General features: G+C 68.5%; 22 protein-coding genes. 8 read left to right on the forward strand and 14 right to left on the reverse strand.

Annotated features, from left to right (window positions below; translation table 11 throughout):
• Positions 1-73 precede the first annotated feature (73 nt).
• The 6 genes from NO360_RS12520 to NO360_RS12545 all read right to left on the reverse strand — a co-directional run bounded on the left by NO360_RS12520 (position 74) and on the right by NO360_RS12545 (position 6,015).
• Positions 74-1,699: a cobyric acid synthase gene (locus tag NO360_RS12520; protein ID WP_256308144.1), complete on the reverse strand. Its 1,626-nt coding sequence runs from the start codon at positions 1,697-1,699 to the stop codon at positions 74-76.
• A 36-nt stretch (positions 1,700-1,735) separates the two neighbouring features.
• Positions 1,736-2,440: a cob(I)yrinic acid a,c-diamide adenosyltransferase gene (locus NO360_RS12525; RefSeq protein WP_256308145.1), complete on the reverse strand. Its 705-nt coding sequence runs from the start codon at positions 2,438-2,440 to the stop codon at positions 1,736-1,738.
• 297 nt (positions 2,441-2,737) lie between these two features.
• Positions 2,738-3,733 carry a glutathione S-transferase family protein gene (locus NO360_RS12530; RefSeq protein WP_256308146.1) on the reverse strand — a complete coding sequence of 332 codons (996 nt, stop codon included), beginning with the start codon at positions 3,731-3,733 and terminating at the stop codon, positions 2,738-2,740.
• 135 nt (positions 3,734-3,868) lie between these two features.
• A complete protein-coding gene (locus NO360_RS12535; RefSeq protein WP_256308147.1) occupies positions 3,869-4,783 on the reverse strand; it encodes a thiamine-phosphate synthase family protein in 915 nt (304 codons plus the stop codon).
• Positions 4,780-5,397, reverse strand: a complete 618-nt coding sequence (gene dcd / locus NO360_RS12540; RefSeq protein WP_256308148.1) for a dCTP deaminase — start codon at positions 5,395-5,397, stop codon at positions 4,780-4,782. Before dcd ends, NO360_RS12535 begins: the two co-directional genes overlap by 4 nt.
• Before the next feature lie 141 nt (positions 5,398-5,538).
• On the reverse strand, positions 5,539-6,015 hold the full coding sequence (locus tag NO360_RS12545) for a DUF3592 domain-containing protein (RefSeq protein ID WP_256308149.1): 477 nt from the start codon (positions 6,013-6,015) through the stop codon (positions 5,539-5,541).
• 91 nt (positions 6,016-6,106) lie between these two features.
• On the opposite strand from NO360_RS12545, the gene pth2 reads away from it, so the two are divergent.
• The 4 genes from pth2 (at position 6,107) to NO360_RS12565 (ending at position 9,936) form a co-directional block, all read left to right on the forward strand.
• Positions 6,107-6,445 (forward strand): peptidyl-tRNA hydrolase Pth2, encoded by a 339-nt coding sequence (gene pth2, locus NO360_RS12550; RefSeq protein ID WP_256308150.1) that lies wholly within the window; start codon positions 6,107-6,109, stop codon positions 6,443-6,445.
• Positions 6,446-6,522: 77 nt separating this feature from the next.
• Positions 6,523-7,584, forward strand: a complete 1,062-nt coding sequence (locus tag NO360_RS12555) for a sensor histidine kinase (protein WP_256308151.1) — start codon at positions 6,523-6,525, stop codon at positions 7,582-7,584.
• A gap of 87 nt (positions 7,585-7,671) precedes the next feature.
• Positions 7,672-9,066, forward strand: coding sequence for a tRNA pseudouridine(13) synthase TruD (gene truD, locus NO360_RS12560; RefSeq protein ID WP_256308152.1), 1,395 nt, complete (start codon positions 7,672-7,674; stop codon positions 9,064-9,066).
• A 144-nt stretch (positions 9,067-9,210) separates the two neighbouring features.
• Positions 9,211-9,936, forward strand: coding sequence for a DUF2103 domain-containing protein (locus NO360_RS12565; protein WP_256308153.1), 726 nt, complete (start codon positions 9,211-9,213; stop codon positions 9,934-9,936).
• 74 nt (positions 9,937-10,010) lie between these two features.
• On the opposite strand, the gene NO360_RS12570 is transcribed toward NO360_RS12565, so the two are convergent.
• The gene (locus NO360_RS12570; protein ID WP_256308154.1) at positions 10,011-10,772 is read right to left on the reverse strand and encodes a 4-phosphopantoate--beta-alanine ligase; all 762 of its coding nucleotides are present in this window, start codon (positions 10,770-10,772) and stop codon (positions 10,011-10,013) included.
• A gap of 82 nt (positions 10,773-10,854) precedes the next feature.
• Positions 10,855-11,745: a pantoate kinase gene (locus NO360_RS12575; RefSeq protein WP_256308155.1), complete on the reverse strand. Its 891-nt coding sequence runs from the start codon at positions 11,743-11,745 to the stop codon at positions 10,855-10,857.
• A gap of 113 nt (positions 11,746-11,858) precedes the next feature.
• Here NO360_RS12575 and NO360_RS12580 point away from each other — a divergent pair, with 113 nt between their 5' ends.
• Both NO360_RS12580 and NO360_RS12585 read left to right on the forward strand, forming a co-directional pair.
• Complete coding sequence (locus NO360_RS12580) at positions 11,859-12,161, forward strand: UPF0175 family protein (protein ID WP_256308156.1); 303 nt, start codon at positions 11,859-11,861, stop codon at positions 12,159-12,161.
• Positions 12,162-12,689, forward strand: coding sequence for a PIN domain-containing protein (locus tag NO360_RS12585; RefSeq protein WP_256308157.1), 528 nt, complete (start codon positions 12,162-12,164; stop codon positions 12,687-12,689).
• A gap of 184 nt (positions 12,690-12,873) precedes the next feature.
• Here the strand turns inward: NO360_RS12585 and aspS are convergent, their stop codons facing one another.
• Positions 12,874-14,178: an aspartate--tRNA(Asn) ligase gene (aspS, locus tag NO360_RS12590; RefSeq protein ID WP_256308158.1), complete on the reverse strand. Its 1,305-nt coding sequence runs from the start codon at positions 14,176-14,178 to the stop codon at positions 12,874-12,876.
• A 181-nt stretch (positions 14,179-14,359) separates the two neighbouring features.
• On the opposite strand from aspS, the gene NO360_RS12595 reads away from it, so the two are divergent.
• Positions 14,360-15,265, forward strand: a complete 906-nt coding sequence (locus NO360_RS12595) for a hypothetical protein (RefSeq protein WP_256308159.1) — start codon at positions 14,360-14,362, stop codon at positions 15,263-15,265.
• Between the two features lie 246 nt (positions 15,266-15,511).
• On the opposite strand, the gene NO360_RS12600 is transcribed toward NO360_RS12595, so the two are convergent.
• The 5 genes from NO360_RS12600 to NO360_RS12620 all read right to left on the reverse strand — a co-directional run bounded on the left by NO360_RS12600 (position 15,512) and on the right by NO360_RS12620 (position 19,713).
• Positions 15,512-16,234 (reverse strand): phosphoglycerol geranylgeranyltransferase, encoded by a 723-nt coding sequence (locus tag NO360_RS12600; protein ID WP_256308160.1) that lies wholly within the window; start codon positions 16,232-16,234, stop codon positions 15,512-15,514.
• Positions 16,235-16,315: 81 nt separating this feature from the next.
• On the reverse strand, positions 16,316-16,945 hold the full coding sequence (locus NO360_RS12605) for a helix-turn-helix domain-containing protein (protein ID WP_256308161.1): 630 nt from the start codon (positions 16,943-16,945) through the stop codon (positions 16,316-16,318).
• 52 nt (positions 16,946-16,997) lie between these two features.
• Positions 16,998-18,074 carry a glutamate--cysteine ligase gene (locus tag NO360_RS12610; RefSeq protein WP_256308162.1) on the reverse strand — a complete coding sequence of 359 codons (1,077 nt, stop codon included), beginning with the start codon at positions 18,072-18,074 and terminating at the stop codon, positions 16,998-17,000.
• Between the two features lie 98 nt (positions 18,075-18,172).
• Positions 18,173-18,832: a fibrillarin-like rRNA/tRNA 2'-O-methyltransferase gene (locus NO360_RS12615; protein WP_256308163.1), complete on the reverse strand. Its 660-nt coding sequence runs from the start codon at positions 18,830-18,832 to the stop codon at positions 18,173-18,175.
• Positions 18,829-19,713: an NOP5/NOP56 family protein gene (locus tag NO360_RS12620; protein ID WP_256308164.1), complete on the reverse strand. Its 885-nt coding sequence runs from the start codon at positions 19,711-19,713 to the stop codon at positions 18,829-18,831. The genes NO360_RS12615 and NO360_RS12620 overlap by 4 nt, the downstream gene beginning before the upstream one ends.
• Before the next feature lie 455 nt (positions 19,714-20,168).
• Here NO360_RS12620 and NO360_RS12625 point away from each other — a divergent pair, with 455 nt between their 5' ends.
• Entirely contained in the window at positions 20,169-22,550 is a 2,382-nt protein-coding gene (locus NO360_RS12625; RefSeq protein ID WP_256308165.1) for a PKD domain-containing protein, read from the forward strand.
• Positions 22,551-22,563 lie beyond the last annotated feature (13 nt).

The raw sequence follows: 22,563 nt of genomic DNA on the forward strand, positions 1-22,563 counted from the left end.
CGACTCCGATTCTCATCGCTGATCGACGGCGAGCGGACCGCCGCGACCCGTCGAAACCGCCGGTCGGCCACCGCTACCCGATGTCTGCGGCGGGAACCGTCGGAATGAGCTCCCCAAGCGCGATTTCTTCGACGAGCGCCGCGGCGCGGGTGTAGGGGTCGCCGTCGCGTCCGGAATCGGCCGCCGCGGGCCGGCGCTTCCCCGCGTTCGCGAAGACGTTCTCGACGAACGCCTCGCGTGCCGCGTCGTTCGCGAAGAGGCCGTGAAGATAGGTCCCGAGGACGCGTCCCCGCGCCGCCCCGAGCGTCACCGGGTCGCGGCCGTCGCTCGCGAACGGGAACCGGACGGGCGGCGACGAGTTCGGCTGGGGTTCTCTCGGCCCGACCGCCCGCGTCTCGCCGGCGTGGATCTCGTAGCCCTCGACCGCGCCGGACGCGCCGGCGAGCGGGCCGTCCCCGTCGAGCGTCCACTCGACGGGGGCGACGCGCTTGCGACGCGAGAACGCGGTTTCGACGGGAAGCAGACCGATCCCAGAGACCGTCGTTCCGGCGTCGGCCACCGCGGTGTCGCCCGCGGCCTCGACGTCGGCAGCGATGAGGCGCTCCCCGAGGAGTTGGTAGCCGCCGCAGAGGCCGACGACGGGACCGTCGAATCTCCGAAGCCGCTCGTGGAGGCCTGCCTCTCGGATCGCGTGGAGATCGTCGGCGGTGTTCTTCGTCCCGGTCAGGACGACGGCGTCGGCGTCCGACAGCGGCGCGTCGAGCGGAACGAACGCGACGCGGACGCCCGGAACGCCGACAAGCGGGTCCACGTCCGCGGTGTTCGACGCCCGCGGGAGGCGCGGGACGGCGACCGTGACCGATCGGTCGTCGGCGACGCCGTCGTCGGTCCCCCGGACCTCGCGCTCTCCCGCCGCCGGGAGCGAGACGCTGTCCTCGTCGGGGAGCCCGGGATCGTCGTGGGGCAGCACCGCGAGCACCGGGACGCCGGTCCGGGATTCGATCTCGTCGATCCCCGGTTCCAGGAGGGACCGATCGCCGCGGAACTTCGTGATCGCGACGCCGACGACCCGCTCGCGGACGTCGTCTGGGAGCAGTTCCAGCGTGCCCAGGATCGAGGCGAAGACCCCGCCGCGCTCGATGTCGGCGACCAGCAGGATCCGGGCGTCGGCGAAGCGCGCGGTCTCGACGTTGGCGAGGTCGCGGTCGTGGAAGTTGATCTCCGCGATCGACCCCGCGCCCTCGGCGACCACGACGTCGTTTTCGGCCGCGAGGCGCGCGTAGGCCGCCTCGGCGGCGTCTCTGGCGTCGTCCCAGTGCTCGGCGTAGTAGTCGCCCGCGGCGTAGTGGCCGACGGCGACGCCGTCGACGACGAGTTGGGATTCGCCCTCGCCGCGAGGCTTCAGGAGCACGGGATTGTGATCGGTCGTCGGTCGGACGCCCGCGGCGCGCGCCTGGACGTACTGTGAGACGCCGATCTCGCCGAAGGCCGGGCCGTCGGAGTCCGACGCTGCGCTCGCGTCGTCGCCACGGACCGCCTCCGGCCGGACGACCGCCTGCGCCTCGTTACTCATATTCTGCGCTTTGAACGGCGCGACGTCGACGCCGGCGTCCGCGAGGCGGCGACAGAGCCCCGCGGCGACGGTGCTCTTGCCGACGTGGCTGGCCGTACCCGCGACGAGGATCGTCTCAGCGGGCATTCCTGGCGGATATCGACGGCGAGAGCCGACGACGCATCAGTACTCCGTCCCCTTCCGCGCGCGAACGCCCTCGTCGAAGGGGTGTTTCACCTTCCGGACCTCGGTCACGAGGTCGGCCGCGTCGAGCAGGTACGTCGGCTCCGAGTGACTCCCTGTCAACACGAGTTCGAGGTTCGCGGGCTTCGAGTCGACCAGGTCGAGCACGGCGGACTCGTCGATCAACCCCTGATCGACGGCGTAGAGAATCTCGTCGAGGACGAGCAGGTGAACGCCGGCCTCGGGGTCGCCGTCGAGGGGCAGCGGCGCGGTCAGGTCCGTCTCGCCGGCGGCCGCGACTACGTCCTCCGCGCGGGCGAGCGCGCCGCGGGCCTTCGCCAGGTGCTCGTCCTCGTCGGAGCCGTCCAAGAGCCCGTGCCAGCCGTAGTGGCCGGTGTTCTCGTAGGAGATCCCCGGGACCGCCGCGATGGCGTTGTACTCGCCGCGGACGCTCTCGACGGAGTCCGCGCCGCCCTTCAGGAACTGGAGGACGTGCACGCGGTAGCCGTGCCCGGCCGCGCGGAACGCCATCCCGAGCGCCGCCGTGGTCTTGCCCTTTCCGCCGCCCCACCACGCCTGCACGAGGCCGAACTCCTCTGGCGCGGCCGGTTCGATGTCGTCTGCCGTCGGGCGGACGCCGCCGCCGGGCGTCGCGCGTCGCGTCTCCGACGGAGTTCGGTCCGTCGCGTCGTCGCTGTCAGTCATAACCGGGAGGTAGACGCGGGCGGATAAGAAGCCGGCGGGAACGGGGCGGAAATTCGGATCGGCAGCGACGATGGTGGAAATTCGGATCGGCAGCGACGATGGTGGAAATTCGGGTCGGCAGCGACGATGGTGGAAATTCGGATCGGCAGCGACGATGGTGGAAATTCGGGTCGGCGGCGACGATGGCGGAATGTCACACCGGCCGCGACGTAGGCGGACCCCGAGAACTGAGTCGTCTGCGGGGGCAACGCTCGGTCGTTTGCGGAGGCGACGCTCAGTCGTCTGCGAGGGCAACGCTCAGTCGTCCGCGGGCGCGGCGTCGGCCTGGAGCGCCGGCGGGAGGTCGGCCGACAGCCGGTCGCGGTTGTGCGGCGCGGAGAAGTCGATGTCGGGGCCGGTCGGGACGAGCCGCTTCGGGTTGATGTCGTCGTGGCTCATGTAGTAGTGTCGCGTGATGTGGTCGAGGTTGACCGTCTCGGCGATATCACCCAACTGATACACCTCCTTCGTGTAGTTCCAGAGGTTCGGGTACTCGTGGATCGCTCGGCGGTTACACTTGAAGTGGGTGTGGTAGACGTGGTCGAAGCGGACGAGCGTCGCGAACATCGCCACGTCGGCCTCGGTGAAGACCTCGCCGGCGAGGAACCGCTGGCTCTCGAGGACGTCCTCCCAGCGGTCCAGCGCGCCGAAGAGGTCCTCGATCGCGGCTTCGTAGGCGTCCTGAGTGTCGGCGAAGCCGGCGCGGTAGACGCCGTTGTTTATCGACTCGTAGATGTCGTCGATGAGGTCGTCGACCTCCTCGACGCGCCCGTCTGGCAGGAGGTCGACGCCGTTCGCCCCCGCGAACTCGGTGTCGAGCATCCGCATAATCTCGCGGGACTCGTTGTTGACGATGGTCTCCTGCTCTTTGTCCCAGAGCACCGGAACCGTCACCCGGCCGGTGAACTCGGAGTCCGCACGGGTGTAGATCTCCCGGAGGTAGTCCGCGCCGTAGAGCGGATCTGGGTAGTCCTCGGAGAACTCCCAGCCGTCGTCGTGGCGGACGGGTTCGACGATCGAGAGCGAGACATCGTCTTCGAGGCCCTTCAGGCGCCGCGTCATCGCCACGCGGTGCGCCCACGGGCAGGCCCGCGAGATGTAGACGTGGTACCGGCCGGACTCGGCCGGGAACCCGGCGTCGGGCTCGTCCTGAATCCAGTCGCGGAAGGACGTCTCCTGTCGGTCGAACTCGCCCTCCTCGTTCGTCGTCTGATAGGCGTCGCTCCGCCACTCCCCGTCGACGAGCATATTCATCGGTACGACTCGTTGTCGCCGGGGAGGCCTAAGTGATTCGCCACGTGTCGCCGCCCGCGCACGACCGATTACCGAGCGGACGTACCCCGGTTCCCGAACTCGATACGCGGCATCCGCCGCCGGAACCGACGTGACTCAGCGTTCGAGCAGCGTCTTGACCGCCGTGACGACCGCGTCGGCGTCGGGGCCGAGCACGTAGGTGATCGGTTCGATTCCGTAGCCGCCCGTCTGGTAGCAGACGAACGTCGCAGAGAGCGATTCGGGACCGCGCTCGGCGATCGACTCGCGGATCGGGTCGGTCGGCGCGTCTGGGTCGAACTCGACGGCGTCGTAGCCGGCGGCTTCGAGGTCGGCCACGATCCCCGAGTCGTAGCGGACGTTGAGCGCGGCGCGGGCGTCGCTGCCGGCCTCGCGCGCCGACAGGAGCACGCCCGCGACGTGCTCGCTGACGCCGAACTCGGGATCGGCGGGGACCGTCGCGCGACCCTTCACGTCGAAGATCCGTCCGGGAACGCCCGCGACGTCGTCGACGCCGGCCGCCTCGGGGAGACACTCCACGAGGTTCGAGCCGACGTTCGGGATGAGCCCGGCGAACCCGCTGGCGTTCGTGAGTCGTCGGAGCGCCCGCCTGAGCGACGAGCGCACCTGTTCGCTCGTCCGGAGCCCGCTCTCGGGGTCGTGGATCCGGACGTAGCCGTCGTAGTCGGCGAGTTCGGGCATCGCTTCCTCGTGGAGCCGCGCGAGCAGGTCGCCCTCCTCTAACCGCCGGACGAGCACTTCGGCCTCGACGAGCGCCTGCACGCGACTCATATCGCCCGTCGCGAGGCCGTCGGCGACGCGCTCGACGAGGTCTCCGACGCGCTCGTCGTCGAGGACCTCCTCCCTCCGACTCACGTCGCCGTGGGCGTACTTCGAGACGGCGCTCTGGCTGATCCCCAACGCCTCGGCCACCTCGTGCTGCGTCAGTCCCCGCTCGCGAAGCGCCTCCGCCAGCATCGAGCGGAAGGTCGGGAGGAACTCCTCGACGACGACTTCCTCGACGAACTTCATTCGTCTGCGTGCCCGGCGTCGGGTTCAGGCGACTCCGACGCGAACTCGGGGTCGGCACCGATGCGCGACGCCTGCGGCCCCTCCTGATCCTGGTACTTCGAGCCGCGCTCGACGCCGTAGGGTCGCCCGGCGGCCTGGGTGAGTTCGGTGAATACCAGCTGGGAGACGCGCATTCCCGGCGTGAGCGCGACGGGTGCGGTGCCGAGATTCGACAGTTCGAGCGTGATCTGGCCGTGGTACCCCGGATCGACGATACCCGCGGTCGCGTGGATCACGACCGCGAGGCGGCCGAGCGAGGAGCGCCCCTCGACGGTCGCCAGCAGGTCGGGCGGGATCTCGACGCGCTCTTTGGTCGTCCCGAGGACGAAGTCGCCGGGGTGGAGGATGAACTCCTCGCCCTCCGGCACCGTCGTCTCGGTCACGTACTCGGAGACCTCCGACTCGCGGTTCGGGTGGATACAGGAGATGTTCGTCCGCTGGAACTCCAAGAACTCCTCGCCGAGTCGGAGGTCGATGCTCGCCGGCTGGATCTGCATATCGAGGTCGTCGATGGGATCGACGACGAGGTCGCCGGCCTCCAGTCGAGCGAGGATGTCGTCGTCAGAGAGTATCATCGTCCGAGAGAGTGTGAGCGAACGACGTAAAGTCACCCGCTTCCGACCGGGGCGGTCCGGGGGGTCGAAGGAACCGACGCGTCGCGGCCGGACCGTTCCGGCGATCAGCCTCCCGCGGAATCGTCCGACTGGGAGACCATCCTAGCTGTTCAGCGACGATCGGACGCGAGACCCGAGCGTGACGAGTACGATCAGGGCCCCGATCCCCGCGAGCTTCAACGAATACGTCGACCGTCGCTTCTCGAGGAACGCGTCGCCGGGCGCCGCCGGATCGACGTACGCGGTGACCGTTTCCCCGGATTCGTACTCCTGGGCGATCGACTGCGCCTTCGAGTGCGTCTCGTACTTCGGGCTCACGTCCGACGGGAAGATCCGGTCGCCGGTGTACGCCGTGCCGTCGTACCGGTACTCGAAGGACACGGTCGGCTTGTGGGACTGGTCTCCCTTGCTGGTGACCGTCTCGACGTCGGTCTCGACGATCGTCGCGTCCACGGCCACCGCGTCTTCGATCGCATCCGACTGCTGGGTGTAATCGTACGCGCCGTACCCGGCGAGGCCGGTTCCGACGAGGAGCAATACTGCCGCGAAGAACGAACTGGGACCGATTGTGGAGGGCACAGATTTCGGTGAGTGAGACTCCTTATAATTATGACGCTTCCACCCCGCGGCAAAGCGAGGACATATACGACATCGCGCGCCAGAGTCGCGTATGAAGCAGGCCATCGTCGCCCGGACGGACCTCGGGATGGGACGCGGAAAGCTCGCCGCGCAGGTCGCACACGCGTCGCTGTCGGCGTACGAGGACACCGACGAGCGAACCAGAAAGGAGTGGAAAGGTGGCGGACAGAAGAAGGTCGTGCTGAAGGCCGACGGCGAGGAGACGCTGTTTCGACTGGCCGACGAGGCCGAGCGGCTCGGGTTGCCGAGCGCGATCATCCGAGACGCGGGACACACGCAACTCGATCCCGGCACGGTGACCTGTCTCGCGGTCGGCCCCGGCCGCGAGGAGGACGTCGACCGGGTGACCGGCGACCTCACGCTGTACTGATCCGGACTCGAAGCCACGGAAACCGGACGGGTGAGCGGCCAAACGACTTACCACGGGTCCGAACGGAGAGAGAGGAAATGAGGAACTTCGCGGGAGAGGGAGTCGGCGGCGCGCTCGCGCAGGTCGTCGACGGGATGGACGACGCCGTCATCGTCCGCGAGACCGCGAGCGGCGAGGTCGTCGCAGCCAACGCGGCGGCGGCGGAGACGTTCGGCGACGAGTCCGGAACCCGTCGCGAACTCGATGCCGAGGCGTGTGCGGCCAACCCGGAGCGAGCGGCCGAGGCCCGCAGGGAGGCGGAGCGAGCGGCGCGACAGGGCGGCGCGGGGAGATTCCGCTGGGAGGCCCGGCGGCGCGACGGCACGACGTTCTGGGCCGAATCGAGCGTGTCGGCGACGACCGTCGGCGACCGGGAGTACCTCGTGAGCGTCGTGCGGGACGTGACAGAGCGGACCGAGCGCGAGCGGGACCTCGAGCGGTTCGCCGAGATCCTGACGCACGACCTCACGAGCCCGTTGAACGCCGCACAGGCGCAGGTGAACATCCTGCGCGAGGAGGTCAGCGGCGGCGAGGAGTTCCTGGACCGCCTGGAGCGGGTGCACGATCGGATGGAAGCCATCGTCGGCGACGTGCGGGCGCTCGTCGGCGACAAGCGGCACGAGCCGGACCTCGGACCCGTCGATCTGAACCGCGTCGTCGTCGGCGCGTGGGAGGCCGTCGGCGGGTGCGGTGACGACGACGAACCGGTGTGTGCCGAGGACGCCGGGGGGAGCCTGATCGTCGACGGCGACCTGGGAACGGTCACCGCTGACGAGGGACGGCTGTGTCGGCTGTTCGAGAACCTCTTTCAGAACGCGATCCGGCACGCCGGCGAGGCGGGCGACTGCGTCACCGTGACGGTGTCGTCGATCCCGGGCGGGGTCGCCGTCGACGACGACGGGTCCGGCGTCCCCGAGGCGGACCGCGAGCGCGTCTTCGAGTACGGGTACACCACCGCCGACGCCGGGACGGGATTCGGGCTCAACATCGTCGCCGCGACGGCCGAGGCCCACGGCTGGGACGTCGCCGTCGGCGACTCCGAGGCGGGCGGGGCCCGATTCGAGATCACCGGAATGCGAGGGTCGAGCGACGGAGGCTGAGCCGGCGGGCGGATCGATCCCGTCGCGTCGACCGGGGCGCGAACCGGAGCGGCCTTACTCCCGGAGAGGGAAGGCGAAACCGACCAGATGCGCGAGGCACACCCCCTGGAACGGCGCGTCGGCATCGAGCACTACTACAGCGACGCCGAGGGGACCGGCGGTCGACTGCGGACGGCCCCCGACGACTTCCGGGTCCGGGAACTGGAGGCGATGGAGCCCGAACCGCTCGACGTCGACGCCGGCGACTACCCGCACCTGCTCGTCCGGGCGACGCTCCGGGGGTGGGACACCAACGACTTCGCGCGACGGCTCTCGAACGCGCTGGGGATCAGCCGCGAGCGGGTCTCCTGGGCCGGCACGAAGGACAAGTACGCGGTCACGACGCAGTTGTTCTCGCTGCGCGGCGTCGACACCGAAGAATTGCCAGATATCGACGACGCCGACGTCGAGGTGCTCGGGAGAATCGGCCGACGGCTTCACTTCGGCGACCTGGCCGGCAACGCCTTCGAGATCCGCGTCCGCGACGCCGACGTCGCCCCGGTCGAGGAGATCACGGCCGAGTTGCACGCGCGAGTCAGTGAAGCGGCGGACGGGCCGGCGCGCACAGGCGATGGAGACGACGAACCCGGCGTCGACGTCGCCGTTCCGAACTACTTCGGCCACCAGCGCTTCGGCAGCCGCCGGCCGGTCACGCACGAGGTCGGCCTGTGCGTCGCCCGCGGCGAGTGGCGCGAAGCGGTCCTGACGTACGTCGGCAACCCCTTCGACGCCGAACCCGAGGCGACCCAGGAGGCGCGGCGGTTCGTCGACGAGCAGGCCGAGACGGACGATCCCGACTGGGGGGCGGCGCTGGATCGGATGCCCGGCGCGCTCCGCTTCGAGCGGTCGATGCTGCACCGCCTGCACGAGGACGGCGACCGGAGTGCGGAAGACTGGCGGCACGCCCTGGAGGCCGTCCCGGAGAACCTCCAGCGGCTGTTCGTCAACGCCGCGCAGTCGTACGCGTTCAACCGGATCGTCAGCGAGCGGCTCTCCCGCGGGGTCCCGCTCGCGCACCCGGTCGAGGGCGACGTCGTCTGCTTCGCCGACGCCGACGCACCCGAGGGGCTCTCCCGACCGGACACCGACCGGACGCAGGTCGCGACCGACCGCCGGATCGACGTGATGCGCCGCCACTGCGAGCGCGGCCGGGCGTTCGTGACCGCCCCGCTCGTCGGCGTCGAGACCGAACTGGCAGACGGCGAGCCCGGCGAGATCGAACGCGCCGTCCTCGACGATCTCGGACTCGGCCCGGGCGACTTCAACCGTCCCGGCCAGTTCCACTCGACCGGGACGCGGCGCGCGGTTCTGCTCCGGACGCGCGTCGACACCGGCGTCGACGCCGCCGAGCGCGCGTACGACCTCTCGTTCTCGCTTCCCTCGGGGTCGTACGCGACGGTCCTGCTCCGGGAGTACCTGAAGACGAGTCCGGAGGCGCTGTGAGCAGTTGCTGTCCGCCGCCGGCGGTGACGCGCCGCTATGGACTGCCGTCGGTCCCGTCGCGAGCGGGCGGACGGCCACAGGCGGACAGCCGCGGTCGCACCGACCGATAGCCGCGCTTTTATTTTCCCGTCGCCTTCGCTCGCTATGGACTGTCGGCGGTGCGGAACGCCGCTCGAACGACCGGGCGATTACTGCCTGGTCTGCGACACCGCCAACTGCGACGCGGTCGTGGTCGAATTCGAGCGCGACCGCGCGGAGTTGACGATGCTCGACGGCGACGAGGTCGTGGGACGCACGACGCTGACGACGGTACCCGAGGACGACCCCGAGTCGGAGACCGTCGAACTCAGGAACTTCGCGGGGCGCGTCGCCGACGACGTTCGCCGCAAGCGACCCGAGACGGTGTTCGCGGCGGGGAACCGCGAGGTGCTTCGGGAGACGAGAGCGCAACTCCACCACGAGTTCTATCGCGTCGCGGCCGACGATCCCGTCGGGCGCGTGCTGGAGCGCCGCGGCGAGCGCTCGTTGGAAGTCGTCGAGACGCCGCCGCGAGAGAAACTCGGCGGGTCGCACTCGACCCTGATCGGCGGGCGGAACGGTCGGCAGGCCATCGGCGTCGTCGCCGACCACCCGCACGTCAAGAAGATCGTTCCCGGCCCGATCGACGCCGGCGGGATGGGCTCGCGAACGGGGCTCAGAGCGAAGGTGACCCGCGCCGACGACAACGGCAACGTCCGGCTGTTGCTCCGAGACGGCTCCAGCGTCCAGGAGAACCGGATCGTGACGACCGCGATGGACAGAGAGACCGGCGAGTTCGTCCGCGACGACCTCAACCAGGCGCTCACCGAGGCCGAACTGCGGGACGAGTGAGCGCGTCGGGGTCGGCCGACCGAGGGCCAGAGCCGGGCGAGCGGCCGGGTGTCGGGCGGCCGAACGAGAGGACGCTACTCGAGGTCGCCCGAGCGGATCGCGTCCTCGGCTGCGGACAGCGCGGCCTCGCGGTCGAAGTCGGCGACGATCCCCTCCAGTTCCTCGCGGGACGCCTCGCGCAGCGCCTCGGCGTGCTCGGTGACGTTGGGGACCGCTCGGATGATGTTGTCGACGATCGGAATCGCCGCGACCTGCGCGGACCGCGACAGCGGGTTCAGGTCGATCACGATCTCGGATTTGCCCATCGCCGCGAGCGCCTCGGCTCGGTCGCCGTCTTCGAGGGGAACGAGCACGACGTCGGCCGCGCCGATACCGTCGGCGTCGACTTTCGAGCGCTCGTGTTCCAGTCCGGGGATGCGCGCGTCGGCGGTCAACCCCTTGATCTCGACGCCCGCTTCCGCCGCGCCGTGCTCGCGGAGGTGCCCGGCGATCGCCGCCATCCGCTCGTCGGTTCGGTTGAAGAGGTTCACCTCCACGTCGGCGTCGACCGCCGCGGCGAGTTCGACGATCTCCCCGGGGACGAGCGCCGCGACGTTGCCGTTGACCGAGAGGACGGGACGGTCCGCGAGGAGCAGGAGGGCGGCCGCCGCGCGCTCGGCGGCGTCGGCCGAGTCGGTGGTCCGCTCGCCGAGGAGGTAGTCGAACGCCTCGCCGCGACCCTCGGCGATGAGCCCCTGTTTGCTCGTGATCCCCTTTTCGACCCCCGCTTCGATGCGGTGTCGCGTCAGGAGCGACTGATAACGGGGGTGGCTCTCCGGCACGTCGATCTCGCTCATACCGCGAAATCGACCGGCCGGAGGAAAAGCGGGCCGGTTCGGCCGCGTCGTCCCCGCCCTTTCGGGCGCTTCTCCGACCGCCTCAGCGCTCGAAGCGGCTGACATCGGGCGGTCGGAGCGTCGCTCCCGTCGGGTGAACCGAGCAGACCTCGGGATCGTAGCCGGCCGCCGAGAGGTCGTCGCCGAACGCGAAGACGGTGTCGCCGAGCATCGCCATCGCGGCGTCGCCGCCCTCGGCGCGGACCGTCTCGACGGCGTCGGCGACGCGGTCGGTGAGGAGGTCCGCCTCGCGGGCGAACCGCCGAGAGAGTTCGACGAGCCGATCGGTCGTGGGCTCCGCTCGGAGGTCGGACAGCGCGCGCTCGCCCGCGGCGGTCAGCGCGCGGGTGTCCCCCGAGAGCACCTCCTCGGTCGAGACCGAGCCGAAGGAGACGTACTCGACGCGGGGGCTGGCCGGGATGCCGTCGAGACGGCCGTGCCCCGGCGCGCCGGGTTCGAGGCGGATCGGAAGCCCGCCCCGGGCCTGTGCCACCACGTCGCCGAGCCCGGTTCCCGCCTCGACCTCGGCGGCGTGGGCGAGTTCGACGAGTTCGTTCTCGCTCCGGTGACGGTCGTAGGCGGCGTTGGCGGCGTAAGCGGCCCCGAGCGCCATCGCGCCCGAGACGCCGAATCCGGCGCCCAGCGGCAACGGCGTCTCGGCGACGACGCGAGCGTCCGCGGCGTCGAGGTCGTCGAGAACGGCGGCGACGGGCGCGACGTCTATCGGCTCACCGTTCAGCGTCACGTCGGGGCCGCCGGTGTCCGTGTCGGTGTCGTTCCGGACGTCGTCGCCGCGGCCGACTCGCACGTTGACGCCGTGCGAGAGCGCGATTCCGGCTCCGCGGGAGCCCGCCACCGACGGGTCCTCGTCGGGGTGAGCGCTGAAGAATCCGGTGACGTGTCCGGGCACGAACGCCGCCGCCTCGTCGCTCATTGCCGTCGATTGCGCGGCCGCCGTTAAATCGGGCGCGGTTTCGGTGGCAGGGGACCATCGAATCCTGACCGCCCACAGGTTCAAATACGATTACGTTATAATACAATGTATACGTGCCGTCGATAAGCGCCCGCATTCCCGACGACGAACGGGACGAACTGGAGGAGGTCGCCGCACTGCTGGGAGAAGACAAGAGCACGACGATCCGGAAGGCCCTGGACGAGGGACTCAAAGAACTGCGAATTCGCGTCGCCGTCGAACGGTACCAGACCGGCGAAATCTCTGTAACGGAGGCAGCGCGGGTCGCCGGCGTTCCGCTCGCGGAGTGGCTGGAGATCTGTCGGGAGCGGAATCTGACGACGCAACTTTCGACGGCCGATCTCGAAGACGATGCCGAAGCCGCGCTGGATCTGTAGATGGAGATCTACGTGGACGCGACGACGCTCATCGCCCTGGAGAGCGTCGGCGAACTGGAACTACTGACGAACTTCGAGGGCGACCTCGTGATCCCGCAGGCGGTCGCCGACGAAATACGCGAGGAGCGCGCGGAACGGAACGTGCAGCGGCTTCTTCGAAGTGATTCGGCATCGATGAAGACCGAGGCGAACGCGGCCGGCGAGCACCAACAGAGCGCGATTGACGTGCTCGGCGATGCGGAGTGGAACGGCGACGTCGCGATCGTTGCGGCCGTCCTTCGAGCACGCGAACGGGACGAGCCGATCGCCGTCGTCTCCGACGACCGACGCGTCAGGACCGTCGCCGAAGGATTCGACGCCACCGTCACCGGTACGATCGGCGTCGTCGTCCGCGCTGTCGACGAAGGAAGAGCGCCCGGCGAGGCGAAGTCGCTCGTGCGACGTCTCGATTCGAACGGACTGCATCTGACCGGCGAGCTCCGCGAGACGGCCGATCGATTGATAGACGAAGCCACCGAGGAGAACTGAACTCGGAGTGGTATGCCGTCGCCTACGACCTCAGACGCCGGCGGTCTGACGAGACTCGCTTCGCTCGCCTCGCTGGTTCCCAGAGACCTCGCCTATGGGCTCAGTCTCTGGCGATCCGGCGGGAACACCGTCGGACTCACCTCGTTCGTCCGACGAGCTCCCGCTCGACAGATACGCCTTCGCCCTACGGACTCAGGCGTTGCCTGTCTCGCGGGAACAGAACGGCCTCGCGGATGTTGTCGAGGCCGAGCATCGTCATCACGAGCCGCTCGCCGCCGAGCCCCCAGCCGGCGTGCGGCGGCATCCCGTATTTGAACATCTTCGTGTAGTAGTCGAACTGCGCGGGATCGAGCCCCTGCTGTTCGAAGCCCTCGACGAGGTGATCGTAGCGGTGTTCACGCTGCCCGCCCGAGACCAGTTCCATCCGCGGGTGCATCATATCGAACCCGGTCGAGAGCTGCGCGTCGTCGTCGTGGTCCTTGATGTAGAACGGCTTGATCTCCGACGGCCAGTCGGTGATGAAGTAGTGCTGCCCGACGTCGTCGCCGAGGGCGCGCTCGCCCTCGGTCGGGAGGTCGTCGCCCCAGACGAGCTGCTCGTCGAGTTCGCCCGTCGCGTTGATCCGCTCGATGGCCTCCTCGTAGGTGAGTCGCGGGAAGTCGCCTTCCGGGACCTCGAACTCCTCGTCGAGGCCGAGGAGTTCGAGCTGGCGCTCGCAGTTCTCGGCGACGCCCTCGTAGGCGCTCTTGACGACGTGTTCGCAGGCGTCCATCGCTTCGGTGTGGTCGACGAACGCCGACTCGAAGTCGATCGACGTCGCCTCGTTGAGGTGCCGGGGCGTGTTGTGCTCCTCGGCGCGGAAGATCGGCCCGATCTCGAAGACCCGCTCGAGGCCGGAGCCGACCATCAGCTGCTTGAACAGCTGCGGCGATTGGTTCATGAAGGCCTCTTCCCCGAAGTACGTGATCGGGAAGAGCTCCGTGCCGCCCTCGGTCCCGGTGGCGACGATCTTCGGCGTGTTGATCTCCGTACAGCCCAGGTCGCGGAAGGCGTCGCGGGCGGATCGAAGGACCTCCGAGCGGATCTCGAAGATGGCCTTGACCTCCTCCTTCCGGAGGTCGAGCGTCCGGTTGTCGAGCCGGGTCGAGAGTTCGGCGTCGACCTTCCCGGAGGGATCGAGCGGCAGCTCGGTGTCGGACGCCGCGAGCACCTCGATCGACTCGGGGACGATTTCGACGTCCGTCGGCGCGCGCGGCTCCTCCTTCACGTCGCCGGAGACGGTGATGACGCTCTCTCGGGAGACGTTGAGGCCGGTCTCGACGAGCTCCTCGTCCATCGAGTCCTCCTCGAGTTTGATCTGGATCTTCCCCGACTTGTCTCGGAGGATCAGGAAGGCGATCCCGCCGAGGTCCCGTACCTCGTGGACCCAGCCGGCGACGGTGACCTCGTCGCCCGGCTCGGCGTCTGCCGTGTAGGTTCTGCCCTGCATACCCCGTCTTTCCGCCCGCCCGGTCTTAAAAACGGTCGGTTCGAGCCCGGAATGTGTCGTTCCCGCACGCCGGGCACACGGTCACCCGGCTGCTGACGCCCGATCGACTGCCACCCACACGGGAGTCTGCGGCCGACGCACACAAGAGATATATCTGACACTGTTTCATTCCCGATTCGTGATGCCGCCCTCGCGACGATCGTTCGTCTCCGCCCTCGCGTTCCCCGCTGTCGCCGGATTGGCCGGGTGTCTCTCTGACACCGACGCGCGGGCGACCGACGCCGCGGATTCCACGGGTTCCAGTACCACCCCGGGATCGACCGCGTCCGCGACGGCAGACAGTGCGTTCACGCTCAGACTGGCCGCCCTCGAATCGATCCCGACCGACGCCCCGGTCCGCGTGCATCCGCGGGCGCTGGCGCGGTTCCTCGCACGCGGCGTCGACGCCGAGGAGGCGGTCCGGACGCACGACGGGATCCTGTTGGAGGGGAGTCGGCCGATCCTCCCGCGGATCGACGCCGCCCGCCTGTCCGGCGAGCGCGTCGACGACGGGCCGTACACGCTCGATCTGACCGGCGGACTGCGCTATCGGTGGTTGTTCGGCGCGACGCCGGTCGAATCGACGCCGGAGAACGCGACGGTGATCGACGTCGACGAGCTCCCGACGGCGCGGCGCGACCTCGCGCTCGCGGCGATCGGCGACGGTCGCCCGCAGGCGTACCCCGAAACGCCGCTGGGGACGTGGGCGCGGAGAACCTTCGTCGGCGGCTGCCTCCGGCACGAAGGCACGGTGTATCGGGGTCGAGAGGTGCAACAAACCGACGCCGCGTTCTTCGCCGACGAGGTGTGGTACGTCGGGCGGGCGACGCCGAGAACCGACGCGCCCGCGGACGCGCCGCATCTCCTGCTCGATCCTCTGCCCGACGGCGCGCGACGCGCCGTCGACGGCCTCCTCTCGACGTGGGCCGACAGCCGCGACCCGGTCGAGACGGACGTCTCCGACCTCGATCAGTCGGCGCGGACGGCGTTGCGGGACGCGGAGGCGCTCCTCACGCACGTCGCCGCCTTCGAGGTCATCGTCGAGTGAGGGCCGCTCGAGTGCGGGCGTGCGGGTCAGGCCGCTGAAGAATCGGATCGCTGCAGGGTCGAGGCGGCGCGGGGCCGGACGACAGAAGCGCCGGACCGCGGTAGGGCCGGGCGACAGAAGCACCGGGCCAAAGAAGCTGTGGAAACGGACCGAGCGGACGGTTCAGACCTCCGGACGGCGCAGACGGGCGGACAGTTCAAGCGGGGGGAGACTCGGACGGACAGACAACGCGAAACGGGCGATCGCTCACTCGACGACCGCTTCGGCGTGGGCGTCCTTGACGCCCTCGACGGTCTCGCGGACGGCGTCGACGCCCTCGTCGTGGAGGAGGTCGCCGACGACGATCGTGTCGGCGTGCTTGCCCATCTCGTAGGCGGCGTCGTAGTCGCCGATGCCGCCGCCGTAGAACAGCGTCGACTCCTCGAGGGCGTCGCGGGCGGCCGCGACCTTCTCGGTGTCACCGAAGGTCCCCGAGTACTCGACGTAGACGATCTCCTGGCCGAACATCTTCTCGGCGACCGCGGCGAAGGAGGCGACGTCCTCGGCGGTCTGGTCGGTGTTGGCCTCGGTCAGTTCCGCGACCGAGGCGTCGGGGTTCATCACGATGTACGCCTCCGTGTACGTTCGATCCCAGTCGAGTGGGCCGTCGATCCGGACCCACTCCTTGTGCGCCCCGGTGACCCAGAACGACGATTCGGCGTTGAACACCGTCGGGATGAGGTAGCCGTCGAGGTCGTCCGATTCGATCACGACGCCGGGGTTCGAGGGCTCCTGGTACAGCGGCACGTCGTAGCGGGAGCAGGCGTCGACGACCCGTTCCATCTTCTCGGTGGTGATGTCGAGCGTCCCGCCGATCTCGATCGCGTCGGTCCCCGTCCGGCAGACGTCTTCGAACGTCTCGCCGTCGACGAGGTCTTTGTCCGGGTCCACTTTCAGCACGTGGTCCCACTCGGTCCAAGGCCCGGTCATTGCAGGTACGTCTCCCGGGGAACGTTAAAAATGGCGCGGAAGCGCGAACAGACCGCCGGTACGTACGGGACGAGCGGCGTGTTACCCCGACGTCTCGTCGTCGGCGTCCGCTTCGGTGCTCCCGTCGGTCCCACTGTCGCTCTCGGGGGCGCCGTCCTCGTCGCCCCCGGCGTCGTCCCCGGCCTCGTCGACGGTGATGCTCACGGGCCCGGTGTCGCCGCCTTCCTCGGCGTCCTCGGAGCCGCCCAGTCGACTGTCGAGGTTGAACACCGTGTTCAGTTCCGCCTGCACCTGTTCGGCGACGCCCCGCACGAGGTCGCTCGGGGCGATCGCGGTGTACTCGTAGGGGTTGTTGCCCGCGCCGGCGCTCTCGCGCTTACGGCGCTCGACGGTCTCCTCCTCGTGGAGTTCGGCCAGCGCCTCCCGGACGGTGCTCGGGTACAACCCCGTCCCGTCGGCGACCTCCTCGCTCGTCGAGTGCGGGTTCTTTCGCAGATACACGTAGATCCGCGCCCGGGTCTCCGTGTCGAGGAGCCACGCGAGAAGGTCGACGATGCCCTCGTCGAACTCCGAGACGGCGCGGTCGGCCTCGGCTTCCAGTCGGGCGCGCGGTCCGCCCTCGGCGTCGGCGTCCTCGTCGACCCCCTCGATGGCGTCCTCGAAGTCTATGCGGCTCCCGTCGCTCTCGTCGGTGTGGTCGTCAGGAGACATCGTGTTCTACCCGAAAGGTCAAAACTCGGCGGGCAAAAGCCTTTCTCAGACCTCACGCCAGACAGAGGGACTCACAGAGCGCGTCGAACCCGGATTCGCGGTGGAGTCGCCGCTGCCGCGCCGTCCCGCCCTCGGCGTCGAGCAGTCGCCGCAGTGCGTCGGTGGCGAGCCGGTCGGTCTCGGCGGCGACGAACTCCTCGAGCGTGATCGTGTCCTCGGCCTCGGGCGTGATGAACGACGCGTCGCGGCCGTATCGCACCGCGTGCCACTTGTTCGCGTCGAGGAGCTCCCGCCGGACGTCCGTCCCCGACTCACCGTCCTCGTAGCGCGCCGCGAGGTCCGCGACCAGAGCGTGCACGTACTCCACGAAGGCGGCGGTGGCGGCCGGATCGGTCTGGGCGTCGGGCGTCCGAATCTCTACCGTGCCGTGACCCGTGTGCGGTCGGACGTCGTACCAGAGCTCGCCGCGGTCCTCGATCGAGCCGAGTTCGACCATCCGGCGCTCGAACCGCCGGTACGCCTCGAAGTCCGCGAAGTGCGTCGGCATCCCGGTGTTGGGCAGCGCCTCGAAAATCTTCGCGCGAGCGGACGACAGGCCGGTGTCGAACCCGCACCAGAACGGAGAGTTCGCGGACAGCGAGAGCAGAGGCGGGAGGTACCATCGGAGCTCGTTCGCGATCCAGGTCGCCTTGTCGGCGTCGTCGACGCCCACGTGGACGTGGAGGCCGGACGTCGTGTTCCGGTGCTGTGGGTACTGAATCCGGTCCAGTTGCGATGTGTACCGCGGCTTCGTCGCGTGATCGAGTTCGTACCACTCCGCCGTCGGGTGGAGACCGGACGCCGCGATCCGGTAGCCGTGCTCGGCGGCGTGGTCGACGAGGGCCGCGCGAACGTCACGGATCACCTCTTCGACGCCGCCGACGTCCTCGATCAGCGGCGTCTGCGTCTCGATCGTGAACTGGAACAGTTCGTGATCGATTCGGTCTTCGAGTATCCCCGTCGGTGGGGAGTCGTAGACGAGATCAGAGATGCCCGACGTCGGGCGGCCCCGCTCGTCGACGATGTAGAACTCCTCTTCGACGCCGAGCGTACCCATTCGGTCGAAGGCGTCCGCCGACCCTAGCTCCATCGCCCCGTGGTTTGCGGCGGCCGATTAAATATGTCGCGGGCCGCGGCGAACGCTTCGCCCAGCCGCGGTCGCGACGGTCGGCTCACTGGCAACGCGACTCAGACTCCATCGTCGCCGTCGTCGCGCGGTTCGGCGACGACCGCGAGGTGATCGTCGTGGAAGCGGTCCAGCCGTCGGGTCTCGAGGATCTCGTAGCCCGAACGGAGTTCCGCGAGCACGTTCTCGAACACCGTCTCGGGGTCGTCGAGGACGTCTTCGCTCCGCGCTTTGATCGCCGCGAGCAGCCGACCGTCTGGCGCGAGAAACCGCCGGTTGCGGAGCGCGACGGTGGCCTGCCCCCGGGTCGCGACGTCCTGGACGATGCAGTCGAGGTCGGATTCGACGACGTGGGCGTACGTCGCGGGATCCCGAGCGTCCTTCAGGAGCGGGAAGAGGTTCGGGCGCGACTCCGCGACTGAGAGGAGGTCGCGCGTCGGTCGTGGCGCGAACTCGACGGCGTACGTCGGTCCGGCGAAGTCCGCGACGTGCGAGACGGTCGTCCCCGAGGCCGCGCCCAGATAGAGCACTCCGCCTCCCCCGTCGAGACCCACGTCGACTCCGAGCTCCAGCATCGCGCCGAGTTTCGAACGCCCGGCGTCCCACGCCCGCCACCCGCCGGCGTCCTGCGGCTCGCCGTACACCGGCTCGCCGCGGGTGGCGAGTCGCTCCCGACCGTCGAAGCGACGGCGTTCGACGCCTCGGGGGAGCGTGGGGCTCATTCGCCCACCTCCCGCTCGCGGATCGTCGTCATTCGCTCGTCGAGGTCGTCGTGAACGGACTGCTTGTACTCGCCCGAGTAGTGGTCGATTCGGGCCGCGATCGCGAGCTTCCCCGCCAGCGCCCGCGCGGCCGATCCGCGGTTCTCGGGGTGGGTGCCGCGGACGTACTCGTGCGTGAAGATGACGCCGTGCTTCGGCGAGGACCCCCGACCCCGCAGGTGTGCGAAGAGCGCGTCCTCGGCGCCCAGCACCTGCACCGTCCCGGCGGGCTTCTTGGCCAGCGACTCCAGCCCGCCCGCCAACGAGAGCAAGCGAGCGGCGAGGACCGGACCGGCCATCGCGGCGAGGTTCGGAGCCACTTCCGGCGCGTGTGATTCGACGAACGAACGGAGTTCCGCGCGCTCGTCGTCGAGGTCGACGATCCGCTCCGCGAGCGAGACGACCCGCTCTTCGGCGGGCGACTGCGGCGTCCACTCGGCCACCGCGCGAGCGCCGTCGACGCCGCCGAGGTTCTCGGTGGACCGATCGACGCCGTCTCGCCCGGAGTCCTCTGCGAGCGAACCGGCCCACTCGGCGAGTCGCTCGGCGAGTTCGTTCGCGGTTCGTTCGGCGTCGTCCATCGCCCGAATACTGTGTCGAAGCTGCGTGTCCGACGAGGTTTCGCGGGCCGTCACAGCCTCGCGCGTCGCGTGGACTGTCGCCTCGTGTAAGGCGTCGTAGTAGTCGTCCTCGTCGGTTGCGAAGCCCGACCGGATGGCTTGTTCTGGCCAATTCTGGGGCCGGTCGGCTTCCCCCTCGGAGATGGCAGTCGCTGCCGCGTCGAGGTCGCCCGGATCGAGGTCTGTGAACCATCCCGTGTGTTCGGGATTCGAGCCGCTCATAGGCTACGTTGCATACGGGGGCGTATATGCATTCGCGAAATGGTCCTGTTGGGCTCGATGCACAACCGCTGCTCAGTACAGCCGATGCGATGACCGGATCGTGACCGTCAAGTGCGGGACGAGAGGCAGTTCACCGGATCTGTTCCGGGGATTTTGTCGCGGTCACCGGAGTACCGGGCCCACGAACGGTTCGCCAAATCCATCGAAGTATAACGCCCACTGGACGACACCCCGCCGGGCGAAATCACGGGAATTCCTGCCGAACGACCTGAAACGCTTGTCAGACGAATCGAAGTGGTCGTAACTGTGAGATTTTTCGTTTTCGATCACACACCTAGAAATCACGGCAGGTTTTCAGAATCCTGAGAGAGACCCAAAGAGGACATTGCTGTGCGTTATATCCCATAGAATTATATGCCAGATGATTAAACTGATGATAATATCTGGAAAGTAATATGAAAGGTCGATCTCACACCACGCTAACGCTCCTGTTCGTCGGTATGGTCGTTTTCGCTGCCGGACCAGCGATGGGGGCGACCACACCGGCCCCCGTCCCCGATGATCGACGGGAGTCACCGGAGTTGCGGTCGTCGGAGAGCACGGGCGGCGAAGTGTCGCCGCCGGCGCGAGTCGAATTCAAGACGGCAGGCTCGGGGGCGGTACAGGAACTGGTCGTTGTCGAGCGAATCGACCGTGATGGCGACGGCTACGCCTCGGGCGTCCAGCTCAAGGTGGTCAGCGACACGCGCCCGAAGGACCCGAAAGAGAACGGTCAAGCAGGGCGCTCGACGGCCAAACTGTTCTCGGTCCTCATCGGCGGTCCGTTCAAGAAACTGCACAGGTTCTTTACCAAAGACGCCTCCGACGAGTTCTTCACTCCCGGGCAGGTGGTGAGCGCGACGACCGCGGACGGTACCCGTGACGTCGTGACGTACCGGCCAATCGGGCCGAAGAGGTATCTCGGCCCCGGCGAGGAAGCCGACGAGACACCGCTGTACATCGGGACCGCACGCGAGGACAAGGTGTGGGCTCACGACAGTCACGCCGTCGAGATGTCGCAGTTCCTCGGGCCGGACGAGGAGCGAACGACCATCGAATCACTCAAGCTTGGAGCATGCTGGGATCCCGAATCGAGAGGGTCGCTGACGGGCAAGGACTTCGACGCCTGTCTCCAGCCGACGGACATCCCCGACCAGGGCTTCGCTGCGGTCTTCGACTCGCTGTACGGCACGCCGCCGTTCGTTTTCGCGCCCGACGAGCCGTTAAAAATCGAATCCCCCGAGCAGGATCGGACGGAGACGATGACGGTCACGTCGAACGTCGACGGAGCGGTCGTCACTATCGACAGAGAGCGGGTTGGGACGACGCCGTGGACCGGAGAGGTCCCAACCGACGTGGGCAGAGACGGCTCGGTTCGCGTTACCGTGGCCGATCGGGGATATCTTCCGGAAACGCGCCGCATAGCCGAGCCACGCGACATCGACACGCGGTTGACGAAGATCGAGCAGCCGATAACGGTCCGCACGGCGGAACCGGGGGCGACCGTCTTCGTCGACGGTGAGGTCGTCGGAGTGACGCCGTGGAGTGGAGAACGGTGGGTTGAGGGCACCTACGACGTGTTCGTCAGCGCCGATGGAAAAGCTCCGAGCCAGTTCACCGACGTCCGGGCGGGCGATACGATCGCAACCGAACTCGCGAACGACAGCCTGATCACCAGCGTCACGGAGCCGTCACTCGACGGCACGTCGCTCGGCGGGTCGGCTGATTCGTCGACAACTGAGACGTCGGGCGACGACGGGTCCGAGCCGGAACTGCTTCTCACGAACACGGACCTGACAGAAGCGCAACTCGAAACGGATCTGCGCCAGATCCAAGACGTCAAGCTCGTCGCTTCCCGGTTCGAGGCGAGCGAGACGACCGTCGGAGTCGGCGAACCGGTCACGCTGACGGCGGGACAGTCGTACAGTCTCGTTGGGGCCATCACGGCCTACGAGTGGTCGTTCGGCGACGGCAGCACGACGGGTCGGCTCTCGACCGCGAGCCGGACGCACACCTACGCCAGTCCGGGGACGTACACAGTCGAACTAACAGTCCGGGACGGGAGTGGGAACACCGATACAGCGACGCGGAAGATCACCGTGAGAGACGCGTCACCGAAAGCCGCGTTCGCCCCGAGCACGTTCGATTCGCAGACGGGCGAGCCCGTGTCGTTCGACGCCAGCGGGTCGACCGACGCCGAAGGGCCCATCAGTTCGTATCGCTGGACGTTCGGCGACGGGTCGAGTGCGAACGGGCCGACACAGACACACACCTACGCGAGTAGCGGGAGCTATACTGTTCGGTTGACTGTCACGGACGGCGGCGGGAACACCGCCGTTCGAGAAAAGACAGTCAACGTCACCGCTCCGAACGCGCGGCCGTCCGCCGCGTTCACCTCGTCGGCCGACCGCCAGGCCGGTACCGTGACCCTCGATGCGAGTGCGTCCGCCGACGACGACGGGAGTATCACCCAGTACGTCTGGTTCTTCGAAAACCGGACGGTGATGACGGGCGAGCGAGTCACCTACGACGCCACAGGGACGGGCCCACACGACGTCGAACTTCTGGTCGTGGATGACGCGGGTGGTTCTGCGACGGTCACCGAGACCGTCGACATTGCCGACGAACCACGTACCAAGACGACGTCGACAACGAACACGGCCGCTCCCTCGCTCACTGACGATGCCCCTGCCGAACAGACGAGCACGGCGACTGCACCTCCGATCGAAGAATCGGACGAGGGGATACTCGATGCGCTCGGGAATCTGCTCCGAGAGCTCGTCGATGCACTCGGGTAGTGAGACGACTCTG

Source organism: Halobellus litoreus (genome assembly GCF_024464595.1).
Classification (GTDB): domain Archaea; phylum Halobacteriota; class Halobacteria; order Halobacteriales; family Haloferacaceae; genus Haloquadratum; species Haloquadratum litoreum.

What these genes read in the sequence shown, in the direction of transcription:
- dcd (WP_256308148.1), bottom strand. Translation starts at nt 5,397, where the DNA reads ATGATACTCTCTGACGACGACATCCTCGCTCGACTGGAGGCCGGCGAC.
- NO360_RS12600 (WP_256308160.1), bottom strand. Translation starts at nt 16,234, where the DNA reads ATGACCGGGCCTTGGACCGAGTGGGACCACGTGCTGAAAGTGGACCCG.
- NO360_RS12610 (WP_256308162.1), bottom strand. Translation starts at nt 18,074, where the DNA reads ATGGAGCTAGGGTCGGCGGACGCCTTCGACCGAATGGGTACGCTCGGC.
- NO360_RS12615 (WP_256308163.1), bottom strand. Translation starts at nt 18,832, where the DNA reads ATGAGCCCCACGCTCCCCCGAGGCGTCGAACGCCGTCGCTTCGACGGT.
- NO360_RS12570 (WP_256308154.1), bottom strand. Translation starts at nt 10,772, where the DNA reads ATGAGCGAGATCGACGTGCCGGAGAGCCACCCCCGTTATCAGTCGCTC.
- NO360_RS12620 (WP_256308164.1), bottom strand. Translation starts at nt 19,713, where the DNA reads ATGAGCGGCTCGAATCCCGAACACACGGGATGGTTCACAGACCTCGAT.
- NO360_RS12530 (WP_256308146.1), bottom strand. Translation starts at nt 3,733, where the DNA reads ATGAATATGCTCGTCGACGGGGAGTGGCGGAGCGACGCCTATCAGACG.
- NO360_RS12535 (WP_256308147.1), bottom strand. Translation starts at nt 4,783, where the DNA reads ATGAAGTTCGTCGAGGAAGTCGTCGTCGAGGAGTTCCTCCCGACCTTC.
- NO360_RS12565 (WP_256308153.1), top strand. Translation starts at nt 9,211, where the DNA reads ATGGACTGTCGGCGGTGCGGAACGCCGCTCGAACGACCGGGCGATTAC.
- NO360_RS12555 (WP_256308151.1), top strand. Translation starts at nt 6,523, where the DNA reads ATGAGGAACTTCGCGGGAGAGGGAGTCGGCGGCGCGCTCGCGCAGGTC.
- NO360_RS12575 (WP_256308155.1), bottom strand. Translation starts at nt 11,745, where the DNA reads ATGAGCGACGAGGCGGCGGCGTTCGTGCCCGGACACGTCACCGGATTC.
- NO360_RS12520 (WP_256308144.1), bottom strand. Translation starts at nt 1,699, where the DNA reads ATGCCCGCTGAGACGATCCTCGTCGCGGGTACGGCCAGCCACGTCGGC.
- pth2 (WP_256308150.1), top strand. Translation starts at nt 6,107, where the DNA reads ATGAAGCAGGCCATCGTCGCCCGGACGGACCTCGGGATGGGACGCGGA.
- NO360_RS12525 (WP_256308145.1), bottom strand. Translation starts at nt 2,440, where the DNA reads ATGACTGACAGCGACGACGCGACGGACCGAACTCCGTCGGAGACGCGA.
- NO360_RS12585 (WP_256308157.1), top strand. Translation starts at nt 12,162, where the DNA reads ATGGAGATCTACGTGGACGCGACGACGCTCATCGCCCTGGAGAGCGTC.
- aspS (WP_256308158.1), bottom strand. Translation starts at nt 14,178, where the DNA reads ATGCAGGGCAGAACCTACACGGCAGACGCCGAGCCGGGCGACGAGGTC.
- NO360_RS12595 (WP_256308159.1), top strand. Translation starts at nt 14,360, where the DNA reads ATGCCGCCCTCGCGACGATCGTTCGTCTCCGCCCTCGCGTTCCCCGCT.
- NO360_RS12605 (WP_256308161.1), bottom strand. Translation starts at nt 16,945, where the DNA reads ATGTCTCCTGACGACCACACCGACGAGAGCGACGGGAGCCGCATAGAC.
- truD (WP_256308152.1), top strand. Translation starts at nt 7,672, where the DNA reads ATGCGCGAGGCACACCCCCTGGAACGGCGCGTCGGCATCGAGCACTAC.
- NO360_RS12625 (WP_256308165.1), top strand. Translation starts at nt 20,169, where the DNA reads ATGAAAGGTCGATCTCACACCACGCTAACGCTCCTGTTCGTCGGTATG.